Raw genomic sequence first — 15,459 nt, forward strand, 5'->3', positions numbered from 1 at the left:
GAGATCGGCCGATGGGTTTTGCGCGCTCGCGGAGAGCATCCGCGATTCCGACAGCGCCCGGCGCACTTCCGTTCGTCGGTCACAGCCTGTTGTTGTGGCGAGAGCCGTGGGAGTTCCTCGCCTCGTTGCCGTCGCTGGGTAGCGGTCTGGTCCGGATCCGGCTGGGGCCCTTCGACGCGATCGTGGTGTGTGAGCCGGCACTGACTCGTCAACTGCTACGCGACGATCGGACCTTCGACAAAGGCGGACCGCTGTTCGACGTGGCGCGCCGCATAGTGGGCGACAATGTGATCACTACCGGGCACGCGGGCCACCGGCAACAACGGCGCCGTATACAGCCCGCTCTGCACCGGGCTCGGCTGCCGGGGTACGCGGCAGCGATAGCTACCGAGATCGACGCGGTGGTGGACGGCTGGAACGAATCGCGAACCATCGACGTCGTCACCGAGATGCTGCGACTCACCACGCGCAGCTTCCTCCGGACGATGTTCTCCGAGAGCCTGACACCCGCCGAGTTGCGGCAGGCGCTCGATGACGTGACCGCCATTGTCGACGGCCTGTACTCGCGGCTGCTGACGCCGTCGTGGCTCGAATGGCTGCCGACTCGCGCCAATATCCGCTACCGGAATGCCACCAGCAGCCTCCGTCGACTGGTCGCACGCGTCGTCGGCCGGCGTCGCGTGCACGGCACCGATCCGGACGACCTCTTGTCGGCTCTGCTCACGGCACACGATTCGACGCTCGATAGGGACAGCGTCGACGTCTACGACCAGTTGATGGCCTTCTTCATCGCCGGTGTGGAAACGACCGCCAGCGCGCTGTCGTGGACGTTGCACCTGCTCTCGGCACATCCCAGCGTCTTGGCCGCGGTCGAGGCCGAGGTGGATCGCGTCATACCGGATGGGCTCGCGCGTCACGAACATATCGGCCGGTTGACATCGATGCGGAGGGTCCTGACCGAGTCGCTGCGGTTGTACCCGCCCGGTTGGCTTTTCACCCGGGTGGTCACGGCCGACGTGCGACTGGGCGGATACCCCCTGTCGCGAGGAACTTCGGTGATCTACAGTCCGTACCTGCTCCATCACCTCGACGGCGAATACAGCGATCCCTGGCGCTTCGACCCCGGCCGCTGGGAGACCTCGGCCGCGAGCCCCGATGCGTACTTACCGTTCGGGACGGGGCCGCGCCGCTGCGCGGCCGAGGAGTTCGCGCTGACCGAGGCGATGCTCGCGCTCGGAACGATCGTGCGGCGATGGCATCTTGCCCCGTGCTCGGAGCAGCCGGTGCGACCCAGGGTAGCTATGGCACTGCGCCCGAACCGGTTTCGCCTCGAGGTGACCGCACGCACCGTGGTACCGGGAAGCGCGGAGGAGGTGACCACGTGACCGATTTCCGTGCGTCACGGCAGCACCGGTCCGGTCGGCTACCACCGATCGCCGTCTTCTGCCCGATAGCCCCGGCAGTGCATCCGGACGCCGCGACTTTCGAAGCGCGGTCGATGGACTGGCTCGCCGGCTACGAGTACTTCGGGAACATCGCCCATGAGCGCAGATTGCACGGCACACGATCGGCGGAGTTCGCCGCACGCGTCGCGCCGAACGGGCTCGCCGAAAGATTGCAGATCGCGTCCGACTGGGATTATTGGGGATTCGCGTTCGACGACCGAGCCGACCAAGGTGCCCTGGCCACCGATCTGACCGCTTTCGTCACCTATGCGCACCAGCTTCTCCGACTGTTGGACATGCCCGACTCCCCGCCCTTCGATGACGATCCGTTGACCGCGGCCATCGCCGACATTTCGGGCCGATTCGCGGCCGAGGTCACACCTGCCCAGTATCGGCGTTGGACGGCAGCCCACCGCTCGTGGCTGTGGGGAGTGGCGGCGCAGATCGGCGCGCCCGGGAGCCTGGACCTCGACCGCTACCTCGCGATACGTCTCGACAACGCGGCGGGCGAAGTCGTCACTGCGACAACCGAGTTGGTCGGCGGCTACGAGGTACCCGACGCGGAGCACAGTCATCCCCGGATTCGCGCGCTGTCGGAAATGGCCAGGCTCATCGCGGCACTGGACAACGATCTGCACTCCTACGCGAAAACCGTAGCCGACGAGGAGCCGGGCGCGCCGAATATCATCGACGTCATCGAGTCTCAGCGCCGCTGCGGTCACGATCGGGCGATCAGCGACGCGATCGCGTTGCGTGACCGCATCATGTGCCGTTTCCTCGCGGTCAGTGCGACGACACAGACGTTCAGCACGGACACCCGGCACTACGTCCGAGACCTCGCACACGTGATCCGCGGAAATATCGACTGGGCGCTGACCGTGCCGCGCTACACGGTGGACGGTGCCACCGTCTCGGACTATTTCGCGATCTCGCCCTCCCCGGCCGACGATTCGGCCGACCCACCCGGAATAGCGTCCATCGACTGGTGGTGGCAGGTATGAGACGCGGCGACCCCGGCACTTCCCCCACCTCCGACCACCGGTTTTCGCAATCCGCCCCCGATTAGATAGACTCGCGGGGCCACAAGGCACGCCGCCTTAGCTCAGTCGGTAGAGCGCTTCACTCGTAATGAAAAGGTCGGGGGTTCGATTCCCCCAGGCGGCTCCATCTTCCCAGGTAGGCTCTGGTTTCGGGGCTCCAGCCGTTGGGTCCCGGCCGGTTGATGTGCCAACGAATTCCCAACTGATCGGCCCGCAGGGGTCAGGGCTGCCAGGAGTTGTAGGGCGGTGGCGGTGTCGGATCCGGTGGGGGCGCTGTAGATCATCATGGTCATGTCCGGGTCGTCGGGTGCGCGCATGGCGACGTAGTCGAGGGCGAGCTCCCCGATTCGCGGGTGGCGGAACCGTTTGCGGCCGCGGGTTTTGGCGTGGACGTTGTGGTCTGCCCACAGGCGCCGGAAGTCGCTGCTGGCCAGGGAGAGTTCGCCGACGAGACTTGCCAGTTGCGGGTCGTCGGGATGGCGGCCCGCGTCGTAGCGCAGATTGGCGACGGTGTCGCGGGCCTTGGTCTGCCAGTCGGGGTAGAGGTCGCGCGACGCTTCGTCCAGGAACACCAGCCGAGCCATGTTGCGTTCTGCGGCGGGCAGTGCGGGGAAGTCGGCGATGAGCTGTCGGGCGAGGTCGTTCCAGGCGAGGATGTCCAGGCGCCGCCCGATGATGTAGGCGGGGACCGCGGCGAGGGCCTCGAGGGCTTGCCGCAGTTCGGGCCCGACCCGCTGGGGTCGGCTCGGGCGTTTGCGGGACGCTGCAGGTTTGGCGAGGTTGTGCAGATAAATGCGCTCGTCGGCGTCGAGCTGTAGGGCACGAGCCACAGCGTCCAGCACATCCGGGGAGACGTTCCGGGCCCGGCCCTGTTCGAGACGTGTGTAGTAGTCGACGCTGACCCCGGCCAGCAGGGCCAGTTCCTCGCGGCGCAGTCCGGGCACTCGGCGTCGGCCACCGAAGTCGGCGGCACCGGCGTCACCAGGTTGCAGGCGGGCACGGCGGGTCTTGAGGAACTCGCTGAGTTCCCGGGCACGATCCATGTTCACCAGTGTCCATGACGCCTGGTCCGCTTGCCTGGTCCTGCCGGACCCAGGCAGGGCCGACCCCGGTCGACCGGAGCACTGGGTGAGACCGCCGCACGCCGACACCATGGACAACGTGCGCTCAGCGGACACGACCACCACCCACCGGAACCATGAGGGAGATACCCATGTCGAACACCCTGGTCATCATCGCCGGTTTCGTCGCCAAGCCGGGACAGGAGCAGCGGCTGCGTGCGGAGTTGACCGCGATGATCGCCCCCTCGCTGGCGGAGGAGGGCTGCTTGGGCTACCACCCGTACACCGACCCCACCCGCGCGGATCGCATGATCATCGTGGAGGAGTGGACCGACGCCGAAGCGTTGGACCATCACTTCAGCCTGCCGCACTTCAAGCAGGTGGCCGCCGCGCTGAACGAGATTCTGGCCGAACCGTTCAGCCTGCGCCGCCTGACCGACGTCCCCGGCTGATTCACGCGCACAGGCCGAGCATCCGTCGACCGTGTGTGGTTTCGAAGTAGGGCGCCGAGAGCGTACCGTCCCCGCATGGCGCAACGGTTTGTCATGTGGCGGGTGTCGGGGAAGGTGCAGCCCATGGTGGGGCAGGCCTTGTATTTCGAGTTGACGCCCGACGGGTTGGGTGCGCGGGAACCGGAGTTGTTGGCGGCGTTGGGGGGTGGGCGGATTGTTTCGCATACGGTTCGGCACGAGCCGGTGCATTCGGGGCCGGGGTCTTGGCTTGTGACGTTCGTGGTCGACATGGACGACTAGGGCTTGTATCGAAGTGGTGAGGGGGGCCGGTTGGCCCGCCCTCACTGGTGTCGTAGCCATTGGTTGATGGCGGCGATGTGGACGGTGGCCAGGTAGCGGACAGCGAGCTTGTCGTATCTCGTGGCGACGGCACGGTGTTGTTTGAGCTGGTTGATGCCCCGTTCGACCGCGTTGCGGTCGCGGTAGATCACGGGGTCGAACGCGGGTGGACGGCCGCCGGTGCGGCCGCGGTTGCGGCGGTGCGCGGCTTGGTCGGCCGGAACGGGAATAGTGACTGCGATGCCGCGGTGCCGCAACCATTCCCGGTTGCTGCGACTGGAATAGGCCTTGTCGGCCAGTACCCGATCCGGTCGTATCCGGGGTCGGCCACCGCCGGGTTTGGGCACGGCGATCGCGTCCAGCACCGCCACCATCTGCGGGTTGTCTCCAGCTTGACCGGGCGTGATCAGCACCGACAGCAGTCGGCAGCCTCGCTCGCAGGCCAGATGCAGCTTGGTCGTCCAGCCGCCCTGGACCGGCCCAGTCCGTGATCGGTCGGCTCGCTTGCGATTCCGCCGGGCGGCTCTGCCTGCCGATCACCGTCTCGGCGTGCTCCAGCCGCGTGCTGATGAGCCCTGGCGATCGTGGAGTCCACACTCACCTGCCACACGATCTGCCCGGCCGCGTCGGCGAATGCCTGTAGCAACTTCAGGATCAATACCCACACTCCGGCCCGTTGCCAACGCCGGAACAATCCGTACACCGCAGGCCACGAACCGTACTCGACCGGAACGTCCCGCCACGGCGCCCCCACTCGCGTGCGCCACCGGATCCCGTCGATGATCTGCCGTCTCGTCCACGTCGGCGGACGTCCAGCCTTCTTCCCGCGAGGCAACAACGGCTCCAGCCGTGCCCACTGGGCATCGGTCAGATCCGCTCGCCCCGTCACCGCTACTGTGGCCACGAGGTCTCCGGCACTATTCAGGTTTGTTTGGTCGCTAACCCGAATACCGGAGACCTCACCTATATGCCAACGCAGGCAACGCCTTCCGCCACTGGCTGGCACCGCGCAGCGGTGCCAGCCAGCACCTACTTCGATACAAGCCCTAGGCGTGGACCATACCCCGGCCTGTGGTCAGGGGGAGGTCTACGGCGGTCAGGAGGCCGGGTCGGGCCTCGATGACGGCGGGGACGCAGCTGACCAGGCGGGCGGCGGTGCCTACCAGGCCGGCTCGGGCGTGGTCGCCGCCGCTGTAGAGTTGGAGGTCGAGTTGGTAGTCGGGCTCGCCCTTGACTTCTACTCGGTAGCAACCCTTTCCGGTGGGTTGGGGCCATTCGGGGGCCAGGCCGGGGTGCAGGCGGGTGATGTGTTCGAGGACGAAAACCGCACGGCCCGAGCGCATTCCGTTCACCTGGAAGCGGAGAGCGGCGGCGGTTCCGGCTTCGACGGTGCGACCGGCGACCTCGATCGGGTCCGGCGTGGGCAGGCGTTCGAAATGCTGTGTCACCTCGTCCAATTCGACGTCGAGCGCGGCGGCCAATTGGCGGACGACGCTGCCCCAGGCGAGGGTGAGTACGCCGGGTTGCAGGAGTAGCGGCAGGTCGTCGAGGGCGCTGCCGAAGCCCATGATGTCGAACAACACCTTCGGGTTGTCGTAGGTGGAGTAGTCCATCAGTTCCGAGCAGACGACCTGGTCGATGCGTTCGCTGCCGCTGGTGACCAGCAGCGGCAGCCAGTCGTTGGCCCAGCCGGGGTCGATGCCGTTGACCCACAGCGAGGCGCCGCCCTCCTCGGCGGCCGCGACGATCGGATCGATGGCCTCGGCGGGCATTGTGCCGTAAGGGAATTGGAGGAACACCGGGCTGCTGGACACCACGTTGATGCCTGCCCGGAGGAACGTCTTCAGGTCTTCGACGGCTTCCATGAGGCGGTCGTCGGCCATGGCGGTGTGCACGATGCAGTCGGGTTTCAGGTCGAGCAGCGCCTCGGCGTCGGTGGTGGCGAGGATGCCGGTCGGCTCGTCGAGCCCGGCCAGTTCGGCGGCGTCCTTGCCCGCCTTCGCCGCGCTGGAGACCCAGACTCCGACGAGTTCCAGTTCGGGCCGGGCGATTACGGATCGCAGCGACCACCGGCCGACATTGCCGGTGCTCCACTGCACTACGCGATAGGTCATCGTGCGCTCCTCACAGATCCGGAAGTCCCAGTTCGAGATTCGGGCTTTCGATGCCGCCGTCGACCTCGAGAACCTTTCCGGTGACATAGCCGCCGGCGCGCGAACTCAGGTAGACGATGGCGGCGGCGATCTCCCACGGTTCGCCGAGGCGATGCAGCGGCGTGGCCGCCTCCATACGCTGCTTGATCTCCGGCTGCTGGGCAACGACATCCAGCGCGGAGGTCAGTACCGAGCCGACCGCGATCGCGTTCACCCGGATGCGCGGCGCGAGATCGGTTGCGGCCAAACGGGTCCAGTGCGCCAGCGCGGCCTTGGCGGTGCCGTAGGCGAGGAAGCCGCGGCCGGGGGAGCGGCCCATCATCGAGGTGATGTTGACGACCGAGCCGCCGTCGCCGGACAGCATGTGCGGCACCGCCGCCTGGGTGAGGGCGTGCGCGGTGGACACGTTGAACCGGAAGGCGTCCTCCAGGAATTCCGGTGTGGTGGTGAGGAAGGTGTTCGGCATGGTGCCGCCGACATTGTTGACGACGATGTCGAGGCGGCCCAACTCGCCGGCGGCGGTGTCGGCGAACGCGGTGACGGCCGACAGGTCGGATAGGTCGCAGGGCACGGTGACGACGCGGCGGCCGAGCGCGCGGATCTTGTCCGCCACCTCGTCCAGCTGGGTGGCGGTGCGGGCGGCGATGGCGACGTCGGCCCCGGCCTCGGCGAGTGCCAGCGCGGTGGCGGCGCCGATGCCGCGGCCCGCACCGGTGATGACGGCGACGCGGCCGTCGAGACGGAAATTGTCCAGGATCATCGCGAGGTGATTCCTCCTCCGGACCGCCGCGCGGGTGGTCCTGTATCTATCGGAAGCGGTGCCCGGAAGGCGATCATCACCGTGAGCACCGTCACACGCAGACTTTAAGCAATGGTGCTTAATTGTCAAGATGTACTTCTCAACATGCTGGTAGGGCGCTATCGTTCAGCTGTGGAGACAACGGCCCGGGAGCGGCTCATCCTGGCGGCGGAGCGATTGATCGCCGAGCGCGGTCCGACCGTGCCGCTGCGCGATATCGCCGCGGCGGCGGGGCAGCGCAACAATTCCGCGATCCAGTACCACTTCGGCTCCCGCGACGGCCTCATCGCCGCGATCGTCGAACACCGGCTGGCGACGCTCGAGGTGCGCCGCCTGGAATTGCTTGCCGAGCAAGCGGGTTCGGCCGAGTCGGTGCATGCTCTGCTGGAGGCGCTGGTCATCCCCATGTTCGAACTGGGCGCGCACCACGGAATCGGCCACTACGCCCGATTCCTGGAACAAATCCGGACACATCCGGCCGTGACGGACGCGGCCAACCTCGACACCGCCGCGCGCACCTCGGTGCGGGTGATCATGCGCGGCCTGCAGCGCAAGCTGCCCGAACTCCCGCCACGGCTGCGCATCCGGCGGTTGCGTGCGCTGCCGACCGTGCTGTTCGCCCTGCTCGCCGACCATGAACGCGCCGTCGAATCGGGCCGCGTGGCCGCCGATGACGAATCGGCCTGGGGAGAACTCGTGGACATGCTCGCGGGCACACTCACCGCACCCGTTGTGGAGGGCGCGCCCGTACGGTGAGCGGTCGCCCACCGCCCGCCCGACTGACCTGGCGGCAGGCAGTTCACGGCGGCTACCGTGGACGACTGTGGATATCGCGCACGTGCAGGCCGAGACTCGCCCGCGATGGCGGGGACTCGGGCAACCCGCCCTCGTGGCGGGCGGGGCGGCGGCCGTGGGCGCGCTGCTGCATTTCCGGGACCCGCACGTGCCGGGGTCCTACAGCATCTGCCCGTTCTACGCGCTGACCGGTTGGTGGTGTCCGGGCTGCGGCGGGTTGCGGGCTGTGCACAACCTCACCGACGGCCGGATTCTCGATGCTGTGCACAGCAATGTGCTGTTGGTGCCGCTGCTGGTGGGATTCGTGGTGTGGTGGGGACATTGGGCGCTGCGGAACTGGCGCGGGCAACCCGGGCGGCCGTTCCCGTTCTCGATCGGCCGCACCCAACTGGTGGTGATTCTCGCGTTGTTCACAGTGTTCACCGTGTTCCGCAACACCCCGTGGGGCACCTGGCTGGCGCCCGTGTGAACAGATCGCGGCGCGGTCCCTGTGGGAAGCGCCGCCGACTGGGCATGCTCAGGGTATGGCTGATTCACTGAGAACACGGATACGCGAGAAGATCCTGCGGCAGCTGAACGAGGACGGCGCACCGGACCCCGAACAGGACGACACCCGTCAGCTCTCCGTCGAGAACGACCTCGAACTGCTCGACGCGATCGGCGACGACGACCCCATGCTCGAGGAACTCGCCGAGCGCTATCTCACGCCCTGACCACGCGCGAGATGCCCGCCGACCGCGGGTTTCGCGCGGCCGCCGTGCGAGCCCGACTCAGGCGGTGCAGGGCGCCGCGCCCGCGACCGTTCCCGGAACGAGGCGCTCCCGAGTCTCCGGCACCGGATTCCACTGACCTTCGCCACGGCTGTAGGCCCAGGCCGAACCCTCGTGCACCAGCGCGGTGACCGCATCGACCAGCCGGTCCACGTCTTCGGCGCAGGTGCCCAGCCCGATGCTGGCGCGCAGCGCACCGTCCACGCCCAGACGGGCCAGCAGCGGATGCGCGCAGAACCGCCCGTCGCGCACCCCGATGCCGTGTTCGGCCGACAGGTAGGCGGCGACATGGCCCGGCTCGTAGCCGTCCACGGTGAACGCGACGATGCCGACGCCATCGGTGCTGTCCGACCAGATGCGCAGCAAGCGCACTCCCGCAACGGTTTCCAGGCCGGCGCGCAGCCGCTCGGTGAGATGCCGCTCGTGCTCGCCGACCACATCGTCGTCCAGCTCGGCCAGGGTGTCGCAGGCGGCGGCCAGCGCGGCCGCGCCCAGGACGTTCGGTGAGCCGCCCTCGTGCCGCTGCGGGGCCTGCGCCCAGTGCGCGGTCGTGACGGTCACCTCGCGTACCGCGCCGCCGCCCGCGAGATACGGTTCGGCGGCGTCGAACCAGTCTCGGCGGCCCACCAGCACGCCCGCGCCGAACGGTGCGTAGAGCTTGTGGCCGGAGCAGGCCAGATAGTCGATCCCGCTGGCGCGCAGGTCGATTCGGCGATGCGGCGCCAGCTGGGCCGCGTCGACCAGAATGCGGGCGCCGCATTGATGCGCGATGGTAGCCAGGCGGTCCAGCGGCAGTAGCTCGCCGGTTACGTTCGACGCGCCGGTAACCGCAAGCAGCGCAGCGGGTTTGGTGCACAGTTCGGCGACGAGGCGGCGGATCGTCTCCTCGATCGTGTCCGCGGCCGGGACCACTCGGCGGCCGTGCCGGGTCCACGGCAGGAAGTTGGCGTGATGCTCGATGTCGAGGACCACGGTGTCGCCCGGCACGCACGACGCCAGCAGGTTCAACGCGTCGGTGGTGTTGCGGGTGAATACGACCACCTGGTCGTCGGCGCAGTTCAGGAAGCGTGCGACCGAGCCGCGGGCGGCCTCGTAGCAGTCGGTCGAGATCCGGGAGGCGTAGCCCGCGCCGCGGTGCACGCTGGCGTAGTAGGGCAGCAACTCGTTCACCCGGTCGGTGACCTGGGCCAGCGCGGGCGCGCTGGCGGCGTAGTCGAAATTGGCGTAGCGGCGAGTTCCGCCCTGCACCAAGGGAACTCGCAGATCGCATCCGGAGACGCGAGCAACGGCGGCGCGGGTGCGGTCGAGAGCGGAGGTCATCACGTCAACCCTTCGGGTCATGGGACTCCGGGGAAAACGGGTGATCGGAGTCCGCGCTTGCCGTGCCCGGTCGGGCAGCGGCCCGGTCGTCACCCGGAGCACCCCACCGCGGAGGAGGGTTGCCGGCCAGCAAGCCGGGGCTTGACGCTGGCACTCATGACCTGGCCCGAGATTCGCAGACGCCCGGCCCTCTTGTCAAGCCTCGGCGAACGCACGGGCAGTCCGTGCCGGGGGGCGGGCGGTCCGATTCAGTCCAAACCCATCGGGCGGTGGTAGCTGCCGTTGTAGTAGAGCAGGGGGGCGGCTATCGGCTGGTCGCCGGTATTGTCGTGGACGCGGGTGGCCAGGCCGATCACCAGGGTGTGGTCGCCGATGGGGATGAGTTGGCGCACAACGGCTCTCACCCAGATGGGGGTGCCGTGCAGGACCGGTTCGCCGGTGTCCAGGCGGGTCCACAGGGAGTGGTCGGCGAAGCGTTCCTCGGCGGTTCGGGAGAACCGCTGCGCCAGATGCCGCTGATGCTCGCCCAGGAAGTGCACGACCACCGAGTCGGCGGCCAGCATGGCGTCGATGCTCGACGAGGTGTGCGCGATGTTGAACGAGATCAGCGGCGGGTCCAGCGACAGTGACGCGAAAGAGGTGGCGGTGAAGCCCACCGGCCGGGTCGCCGAGTCCAGGGTGACGATGGTGACGCCGGCGGGGTAGTGCCGCATCGCGGACCGGTACTGGGACGCGGTGATTCCGCTCAGGTCGTCGGGTACCTCGAGTTCGGCATCGGAGGAACTCATGTCACCGCCTCGGCGCCGCTCGCGGGCGCGGTCTCGCTGGGTTCGTACAGTCCCAACCTACGTTGCCCGCGCGGCGGCTATTCCGGCCGCGGCCCGTTCAGTACTCCGGATAGCCGTCGGAGGGGCCGAGTAACCGGTTGATGCGCTCGCGGGTGAGGCGGGTCAGTAGCTCCGTGGTCCGCTCCGTGAACTCCTGCCGGACGAAGGAGTCGAAGAGGCGGTCCCGATCCGCCTCGGACAGTGCGGGCAACTCGACCTCCGCGGCCTTCAGCAGCGCCGCTCGGTCGGGGTAGGGGCGGCCGTCGGCCACCTTCTCCGCCCACGTCACGGAGCAACAGCAGGAGTAGAGCGCGTGTATCGCGCGAGTGCGGGGGAGCGAATTGAAACGTTCCAGGCCGATGCCCTTGTGCATCACCATGGTGGCCTCCGGGAAACCGAGGCGGCGAATCCTGAGGTAGCGATCGTCGCACCGCCACGCCGCCGTCGGCAGTCGTTCGCTGTGAATGTTGCACAGGATTTACACGGTGCGGACCGCCCGAGGACGGGCCGCTACGCTGGACAAATGACTGAATGGAAGGCTTTCACAGTCGAGCGCGAGGATCGCGTCGCACAGGTGACGTTGATCGGCCCGGGTAAGGGCAACACGATGGGCCCGGACTTCTGGCGGGAACTGCCGCTGGTCTTCGGTGAACTCGACGCCGATCCGGAGGTGCGGGCGATCGTGCTCACCGGCTCGGGCCGGAATTTCTCCTACGGCCTCGATCTGCAGGCGATGAGCCCGCTGTTCGGCGCGCTGCTGGCCGACCGGGCCCTGGCCGCGCCGCGCACCGCCTTCCTGCACGATGTCCGGCGGCTGCAGGCCGCGGTGACCGCCGTGGCCGATTGCCGCAAGCCGGTGATCGCCGCGGTCTCCGGCTGGTGTGTCGGCGGCGGCCTCGATTTGATCGCCGCCGCCGATATCCGGCTGGCCAGCGCCGAGGCCACCTTCAGCCTGCGCGAGGCCAAGGTCGCCATCGTGGCCGACGTCGGCTCGCTGCACCGGCTGCCCGGCATCATCGGCGAGGGCCACCTGCGCGAACTCGCCTACACCGGCAAGGACATCGACGCCGCCCGCGCCGAGCGCATCGGCCTGGTCAACGACGTGCACGCCGACCAGGCCGCGGTGCTCGACGCCGCGCACGCCATGGCCCGCGAGATCGCCGCCAACCCGCCGCTGGTGGTGCAGGGGATCAAGGACGTGCTCGATCAGCCCAAGGCGGGGCGGATCGCCGACGGGCTGCGCTACGTCTCGGCGTGGAACGCGGCCTTCCTGCCGTCGGAGGATCTCACCGAGGCCGTTCAGGCGGTGTTCGAGAAGCGGCCGCCGGAATTCGAGGGCCGGTAACCACAGGCTTCCTGTACGACTGTTCAGCATCATCGTCTACCGTCTCTGCACAACGTTCGTGTGTTGTGGACAGGACCGATGCTGAAGTTCGCCGTGCTGGGTGAGGTACGAGCTTGGCGCGGCGAGAACCCGCTGGATCTCGGCCCCAAGCAGCGCCGAGCCGTGCTCGCGGCCCTGTTGCTGCGACGCGGTCGCTCGGCCACGGTGGCGGATCTGGTCGCCGATGTCTGGGGTGAGCGCGCCACCGCGAGCGCGGTCGGCGCGCTGCGCAATCACATCCTGCACCTGCGCAAGGTCCTCGAACCCGATCGGGCCGCGGGCACGCCGCCCGCGGTGCTGGTCGGATTCGCGGGCGGGTACGCGCTGCGGCTGCCGCCCGCCGCGGTCGACGTGGACCTGGCCGAGCAGTACGCGACCGAGGCCGAGCGCACCTCCGACGCCGCCGTGGCCCACGAGCGCCTGCAGACCGCGCTGAGCCTGTGGGCCGGTACGCCGTTGGCGGGCCTGCCCGGCCCGCACGCCGAACGCCGCCGCGCCCAGCTGACCGAACGCCGGTTGAGCCTGCTGGAACGCCGCCTCGAGGCCGACCTGCGCCTGGGCCGCCACGCCGAGGCGATCGCCGAATTGCAGCCGCTGGCCGCGGAACATCCGTTGCGGGAGAAGACTCGTGAGCTGTTGATGACGGCGTTCTACCACGCCGGGCGGCGGGCCGAGGCGCTCGCGGTGTTCACCGATACGCGGCACACCCTCGTCGAATCGCTGGGGCTGGAACCCGGTCCCCGGCTGGTCGATCTGCAGCAGCGCATTCTGCGCGCGGAACCCGCGCCGACGCGCCCGGCGCCCGTCGCCGAGCCGGTCCGGGTGGCGCAGTTGCCCGCCGATATCGCCGATTTCACCGGTCGCGCCGACTGCGTGCGTCGCCTGGTCGAGCGCCTCACCGTGCCCGGCGGGGCGGTGCCGGTGTGCGCGATCGCGGGTATGGGCGGGGTCGGCAAGAGCACGCTGGCCGTGCACGTCGCGCACCTGGTCCGAGCACATTTTCCGGACGGGCAGCTGCATGTCGATCTGCACGGATTCGAGTGCCGCGGCTCCGCGGCGGACACCCTCGGTGACTTCCTGCGCGCGCTCGGTGTGCCGGAGGGCGAGATCGCGGCGTCGGCGCAGCAGCGTGCCGCCCAGTTCCGCAGCCGGCTGGACGGCAAGCGGGTACTGGTGGTGCTCGACAACGCCCGGGACGCCGAACAGGTGACGCCGCTGATCCCGGGGACCCCGGGCTCGGCGGTGCTGATCACCAGCCGGTCCGCGCTGCCCGAACTGCCCGGCGCGGTCGGCGTGCGACTGGCCGAGATGACCGCGGCGGAGGCCGCCACCCTGCTGGCCCGCATCGTCGGGGCCGAGCGGGTCGACGCCGAACCGGAGGCCGCCGAGGCGGTGGTGCGCGCCTGCGGGCGGCTGCCGCTGGCGGTGCGGATCATCGGGGCGCGCCTGGCGAGCCGACCGCGCTGGACGATCGCCGCGATCGCCGACCGGCTGGCCGATTCCCGGCGGCGGCTGGGGCTGCTCCGTACCGGCGACCTCGCGGTCGAACCGGTCTTCCGGCTCGGCTACGACCAGCTGGATCCCCAGCAGGCCAAGGCCTTTCGGATGCTCGCCGCGCCCGAGGTGGAGGATCTGCCGCTGCCCGGGGCCGCGGCCATGCTGGGGCTCGACCGCGACGAGGCCGAGTACCTGTGCGAGTCGCTGGTGGATCTGAGCCTGCTCGACGCCACCGCCGCCGGCCGCTACACCCACCACGACCTGCTGCGGTTGTTCGCCCGCGAACTCGGCCCGGCCGACGAGGCGCAAGCGCTGCCGCGGCTGCTGGACTTCTACCTGGCGACCATGAAAAACGTAGTGGCGGTGTGCGATCCGGGCACGCGGCTGCCGGAGTACCTCGAACCGACTGTGGCCCAAGGCTTGTCGTTCTCCGACGGCTCCGACGCGCAATGCTGGCTGAATACCGAGCGCCGCAACCTCATCGCGTTGTTCCGCCAGGCCGCCCGCCTGGGCGTGGCGGGCGAGCGTAGAGCGGCGGACCGGGCGCTGGCATTGTGTGCCGACTTGGCCTGGGCCATGGCCGAATTGATCGATGGCGGCCCGCATGCGCAGGAACTGGCGCGGGCGCTGGAGGAACTGCTCGCGGCGGCGCTGCGCGCCGGGGACCGCGACCTGGAGTGCCGGGTGCGGGTGGCGCTGGGTTCGGTGCTCACCTATGCCCTGGCGCGGATGCGCACCGGGCGCGACCATCAGCGCATCGCGTTGTCGCTGGGCAGCGATTCCGCGGGCAACGCCCGGCTGACCGCCTTCGCGGCGCAGATGCTGGCCGGGTCCACCCGGGTCGGCGTGGAGGTCGCCGCCTCGCTCGCGCACGCCGAACGGGCCATCCGGCTGGCCCGGCGGCTCGGTGACCCGACCATCGAATGCGCCTGCCTGATCCAGGCCGCCAAGACGCTGTCGGACGACGGGCGATTCGAGGAATCCGTCGCCCGCGCCGAACACGGGCTGGATCTGGCGCATCGGATCGGCAACAACGCCCTGGAGGCGATGGCGCTGCACGAGCTGGGGGCCGCGCTCGCTTACCGCGGCGAGTACGAGCGCGCGATCGAATTGTGCACGCGCGCAGTAGAATCCGCGCGCCGCAGCGGTATGTGGTTGCGGGTGGGGCTCGCGCTGGCGCGCTTGGCGCACGTGTACATGCTTGCGGGAGAACTGATTCGGGCCGAGCCGATCGCGGCCGAGGCGGTGGAGACCATCACGCGCGCCGCCGGACCGCTGCACCGCGGGCGCGTCATGCTGATGCACGGGCTGGTGCTGCAGGGGCTGGGCCGCACGACGCAGGCCCGGCAGGTACTGCGCGCGACGGCGGAGATCGTGGTACAGCTGGAGGAGGCCGACCTGGTACACGAGCGTATCGCCGCGGAATTGGCGAGGCCGGTGCTGGCCGTGCTGCGGGAGCAATTGGACGCGGTCCACGCCGAGCGGGTTGCCGGTTGAGTGCGAGACACGTCATTTTCTGATCATTTCCGCCTCATCCACCGCGCTGGCCAGTGGGTTCGTGGCCGGAACGAAGGTGC

Annotated in this window: 15 protein-coding genes, 1 tRNA gene, 1 pseudogene and 1 riboswitch; of the genes and pseudogenes, 10 read left to right on the forward strand and 7 right to left on the reverse strand. The window is 69.1% G+C overall.

Annotation, left to right across the window (positions count from 1 at the left end; all coding sequences use genetic code 11):
* Positions 1-11 precede the first annotated feature (11 nt).
* From NWFMUON74_RS01915 to NWFMUON74_RS01925, 3 genes are all read left to right on the forward strand, one after another.
* The gene (locus NWFMUON74_RS01915; RefSeq protein ID WP_187686297.1) at positions 12-1,385 is read left to right on the forward strand and encodes a cytochrome P450; all 1,374 of its coding nucleotides are present in this window, start codon (positions 12-14) and stop codon (positions 1,383-1,385) included.
* Positions 1,382-2,446 carry a terpene synthase family protein gene (locus NWFMUON74_RS01920; protein ID WP_187686298.1) on the forward strand — a complete coding sequence of 355 codons (1,065 nt, stop codon included), beginning with the start codon at positions 1,382-1,384 and terminating at the stop codon, positions 2,444-2,446. The genes NWFMUON74_RS01915 and NWFMUON74_RS01920 overlap by 4 nt, the downstream gene beginning before the upstream one ends.
* A gap of 90 nt (positions 2,447-2,536) precedes the next feature.
* A tRNA-Thr gene (locus NWFMUON74_RS01925) sits at positions 2,537-2,612 on the forward strand.
* A 163-nt stretch (positions 2,613-2,775) separates the two neighbouring features.
* On the opposite strand, the pseudogene NWFMUON74_RS01930 reads toward NWFMUON74_RS01925, so the two are convergent.
* Positions 2,776-3,639: pseudogene (locus tag NWFMUON74_RS01930) on the reverse strand (helix-turn-helix domain-containing protein); the annotation flags it as partial.
* Positions 3,640-3,698: 59 nt separating this feature from the next.
* On the opposite strand from NWFMUON74_RS01930, the gene NWFMUON74_RS01935 reads away from it, so the two are divergent.
* Complete coding sequence (locus tag NWFMUON74_RS01935) at positions 3,699-3,998, forward strand: putative quinol monooxygenase (protein WP_187686299.1); 300 nt, start codon at positions 3,699-3,701, stop codon at positions 3,996-3,998.
* Positions 3,999-4,073: 75 nt separating this feature from the next.
* Entirely contained in the window at positions 4,074-4,298 is a 225-nt protein-coding gene (locus NWFMUON74_RS01940) for a hypothetical protein (RefSeq protein ID WP_187686300.1), read from the forward strand.
* A gap of 41 nt (positions 4,299-4,339) precedes the next feature.
* Here NWFMUON74_RS01940 and NWFMUON74_RS01945 read toward each other — a convergent pair.
* The 3 genes from NWFMUON74_RS01945 to NWFMUON74_RS01955 all read right to left on the reverse strand — a co-directional run bounded on the left by NWFMUON74_RS01945 (position 4,340) and on the right by NWFMUON74_RS01955 (position 7,250).
* A protein-coding gene (locus NWFMUON74_RS01945) for an IS5 family transposase (RefSeq protein ID WP_232110795.1) occupies positions 4,340-5,241 on the reverse strand; the annotation gives its coding sequence in 2 pieces (ribosomal slippage) (positions 4,340-4,809 and positions 4,809-5,241; 903 coding nt in all).
* A 142-nt stretch (positions 5,242-5,383) separates the two neighbouring features.
* On the reverse strand, positions 5,384-6,451 hold the full coding sequence (locus NWFMUON74_RS01950) for an NAD(P)H-dependent amine dehydrogenase family protein (RefSeq protein WP_187686301.1): 1,068 nt from the start codon (positions 6,449-6,451) through the stop codon (positions 5,384-5,386).
* Between the two features lie 10 nt (positions 6,452-6,461).
* Entirely contained in the window at positions 6,462-7,250 is a 789-nt protein-coding gene (locus NWFMUON74_RS01955) for an SDR family oxidoreductase (protein WP_187686302.1), read from the reverse strand.
* Between the two features lie 171 nt (positions 7,251-7,421).
* Between NWFMUON74_RS01955 and NWFMUON74_RS01960 the strand changes: the two genes are divergently transcribed.
* From NWFMUON74_RS01960 to NWFMUON74_RS01970, 3 genes are all read left to right on the forward strand, one after another.
* The gene (locus tag NWFMUON74_RS01960; protein WP_187686303.1) at positions 7,422-8,045 is read left to right on the forward strand and encodes a TetR/AcrR family transcriptional regulator; all 624 of its coding nucleotides are present in this window, start codon (positions 7,422-7,424) and stop codon (positions 8,043-8,045) included.
* Between the two features lie 67 nt (positions 8,046-8,112).
* Entirely contained in the window at positions 8,113-8,553 is a 441-nt protein-coding gene (locus tag NWFMUON74_RS01965; protein ID WP_232110796.1) for a DUF2752 domain-containing protein, read from the forward strand.
* Between the two features lie 55 nt (positions 8,554-8,608).
* Positions 8,609-8,797: a hypothetical protein gene (locus NWFMUON74_RS01970; protein ID WP_187686305.1), complete on the forward strand. Its 189-nt coding sequence runs from the start codon at positions 8,609-8,611 to the stop codon at positions 8,795-8,797.
* A 57-nt stretch (positions 8,798-8,854) separates the two neighbouring features.
* Here NWFMUON74_RS01970 and NWFMUON74_RS01975 read toward each other — a convergent pair whose 3' ends face one another.
* The 3 genes from NWFMUON74_RS01975 to NWFMUON74_RS01985 all read right to left on the reverse strand — a co-directional run bounded on the left by NWFMUON74_RS01975 (position 8,855) and on the right by NWFMUON74_RS01985 (position 11,380).
* Complete coding sequence (locus NWFMUON74_RS01975; protein ID WP_425343081.1) at positions 8,855-10,195, reverse strand: aminotransferase class V-fold PLP-dependent enzyme; 1,341 nt, start codon at positions 10,193-10,195, stop codon at positions 8,855-8,857.
* Between the two features lie 27 nt (positions 10,196-10,222).
* Positions 10,223-10,336, reverse strand: a riboswitch (SAM riboswitch).
* 86 nt (positions 10,337-10,422) lie between these two features.
* The gene (locus NWFMUON74_RS01980; RefSeq protein WP_187686306.1) at positions 10,423-10,962 is read right to left on the reverse strand and encodes a flavin reductase family protein; all 540 of its coding nucleotides are present in this window, start codon (positions 10,960-10,962) and stop codon (positions 10,423-10,425) included.
* Between the two features lie 97 nt (positions 10,963-11,059).
* Positions 11,060-11,380, reverse strand: coding sequence for a 2-oxo-4-hydroxy-4-carboxy-5-ureidoimidazoline decarboxylase (locus NWFMUON74_RS01985; RefSeq protein ID WP_187686307.1), 321 nt, complete (start codon positions 11,378-11,380; stop codon positions 11,060-11,062).
* A 144-nt stretch (positions 11,381-11,524) separates the two neighbouring features.
* On the opposite strand from NWFMUON74_RS01985, the gene NWFMUON74_RS01990 reads away from it, so the two are divergent.
* Both NWFMUON74_RS01990 and NWFMUON74_RS36495 read left to right on the forward strand, forming a co-directional pair.
* Positions 11,525-12,346, forward strand: a complete 822-nt coding sequence (locus NWFMUON74_RS01990) for a crotonase/enoyl-CoA hydratase family protein (RefSeq protein ID WP_187686308.1) — start codon at positions 11,525-11,527, stop codon at positions 12,344-12,346.
* A gap of 78 nt (positions 12,347-12,424) precedes the next feature.
* Positions 12,425-15,379, forward strand: a complete 2,955-nt coding sequence (locus tag NWFMUON74_RS36495; RefSeq protein WP_187686309.1) for an AfsR/SARP family transcriptional regulator — start codon at positions 12,425-12,427, stop codon at positions 15,377-15,379.
* The last annotated feature ends 80 nt before the right edge of the window (positions 15,380-15,459 follow it).

Origin of the sequence: Nocardia wallacei, assembly GCF_014466955.1 — a bacterium.
In the GTDB taxonomy this organism is placed as follows: Bacteria; Actinomycetota; Actinomycetes; order Mycobacteriales; family Mycobacteriaceae; genus Nocardia; species Nocardia wallacei.

Coding starts and splice junctions, on each gene's coding strand:
- NWFMUON74_RS01980 (WP_187686306.1), bottom strand. CDS start 10,962: ATGAGTTCCTCCGATGCCGAACTCGAGGTACCCGACGACCTGAGCGGA.
- NWFMUON74_RS01955 (WP_187686302.1), bottom strand. CDS start 7,250: ATGATCCTGGACAATTTCCGTCTCGACGGCCGCGTCGCCGTCATCACC.
- NWFMUON74_RS01990 (WP_187686308.1), top strand. CDS start 11,525: ATGACTGAATGGAAGGCTTTCACAGTCGAGCGCGAGGATCGCGTCGCA.
- NWFMUON74_RS01970 (WP_187686305.1), top strand. CDS start 8,609: ATGGCTGATTCACTGAGAACACGGATACGCGAGAAGATCCTGCGGCAG.
- NWFMUON74_RS01985 (WP_187686307.1), bottom strand. CDS start 11,380: ATGGTGATGCACAAGGGCATCGGCCTGGAACGTTTCAATTCGCTCCCC.
- NWFMUON74_RS01950 (WP_187686301.1), bottom strand. CDS start 6,451: ATGACCTATCGCGTAGTGCAGTGGAGCACCGGCAATGTCGGCCGGTGG.
- NWFMUON74_RS36495 (WP_187686309.1), top strand. CDS start 12,425: ATGCTGAAGTTCGCCGTGCTGGGTGAGGTACGAGCTTGGCGCGGCGAG.
- NWFMUON74_RS01940 (WP_187686300.1), top strand. CDS start 4,074: ATGGCGCAACGGTTTGTCATGTGGCGGGTGTCGGGGAAGGTGCAGCCC.
- NWFMUON74_RS01975 (WP_425343081.1), bottom strand. CDS start 10,195: ATGACCCGAAGGGTTGACGTGATGACCTCCGCTCTCGACCGCACCCGC.
- NWFMUON74_RS01935 (WP_187686299.1), top strand. CDS start 3,699: ATGTCGAACACCCTGGTCATCATCGCCGGTTTCGTCGCCAAGCCGGGA.
- NWFMUON74_RS01915 (WP_187686297.1), top strand. CDS start 12: ATGGGTTTTGCGCGCTCGCGGAGAGCATCCGCGATTCCGACAGCGCCC.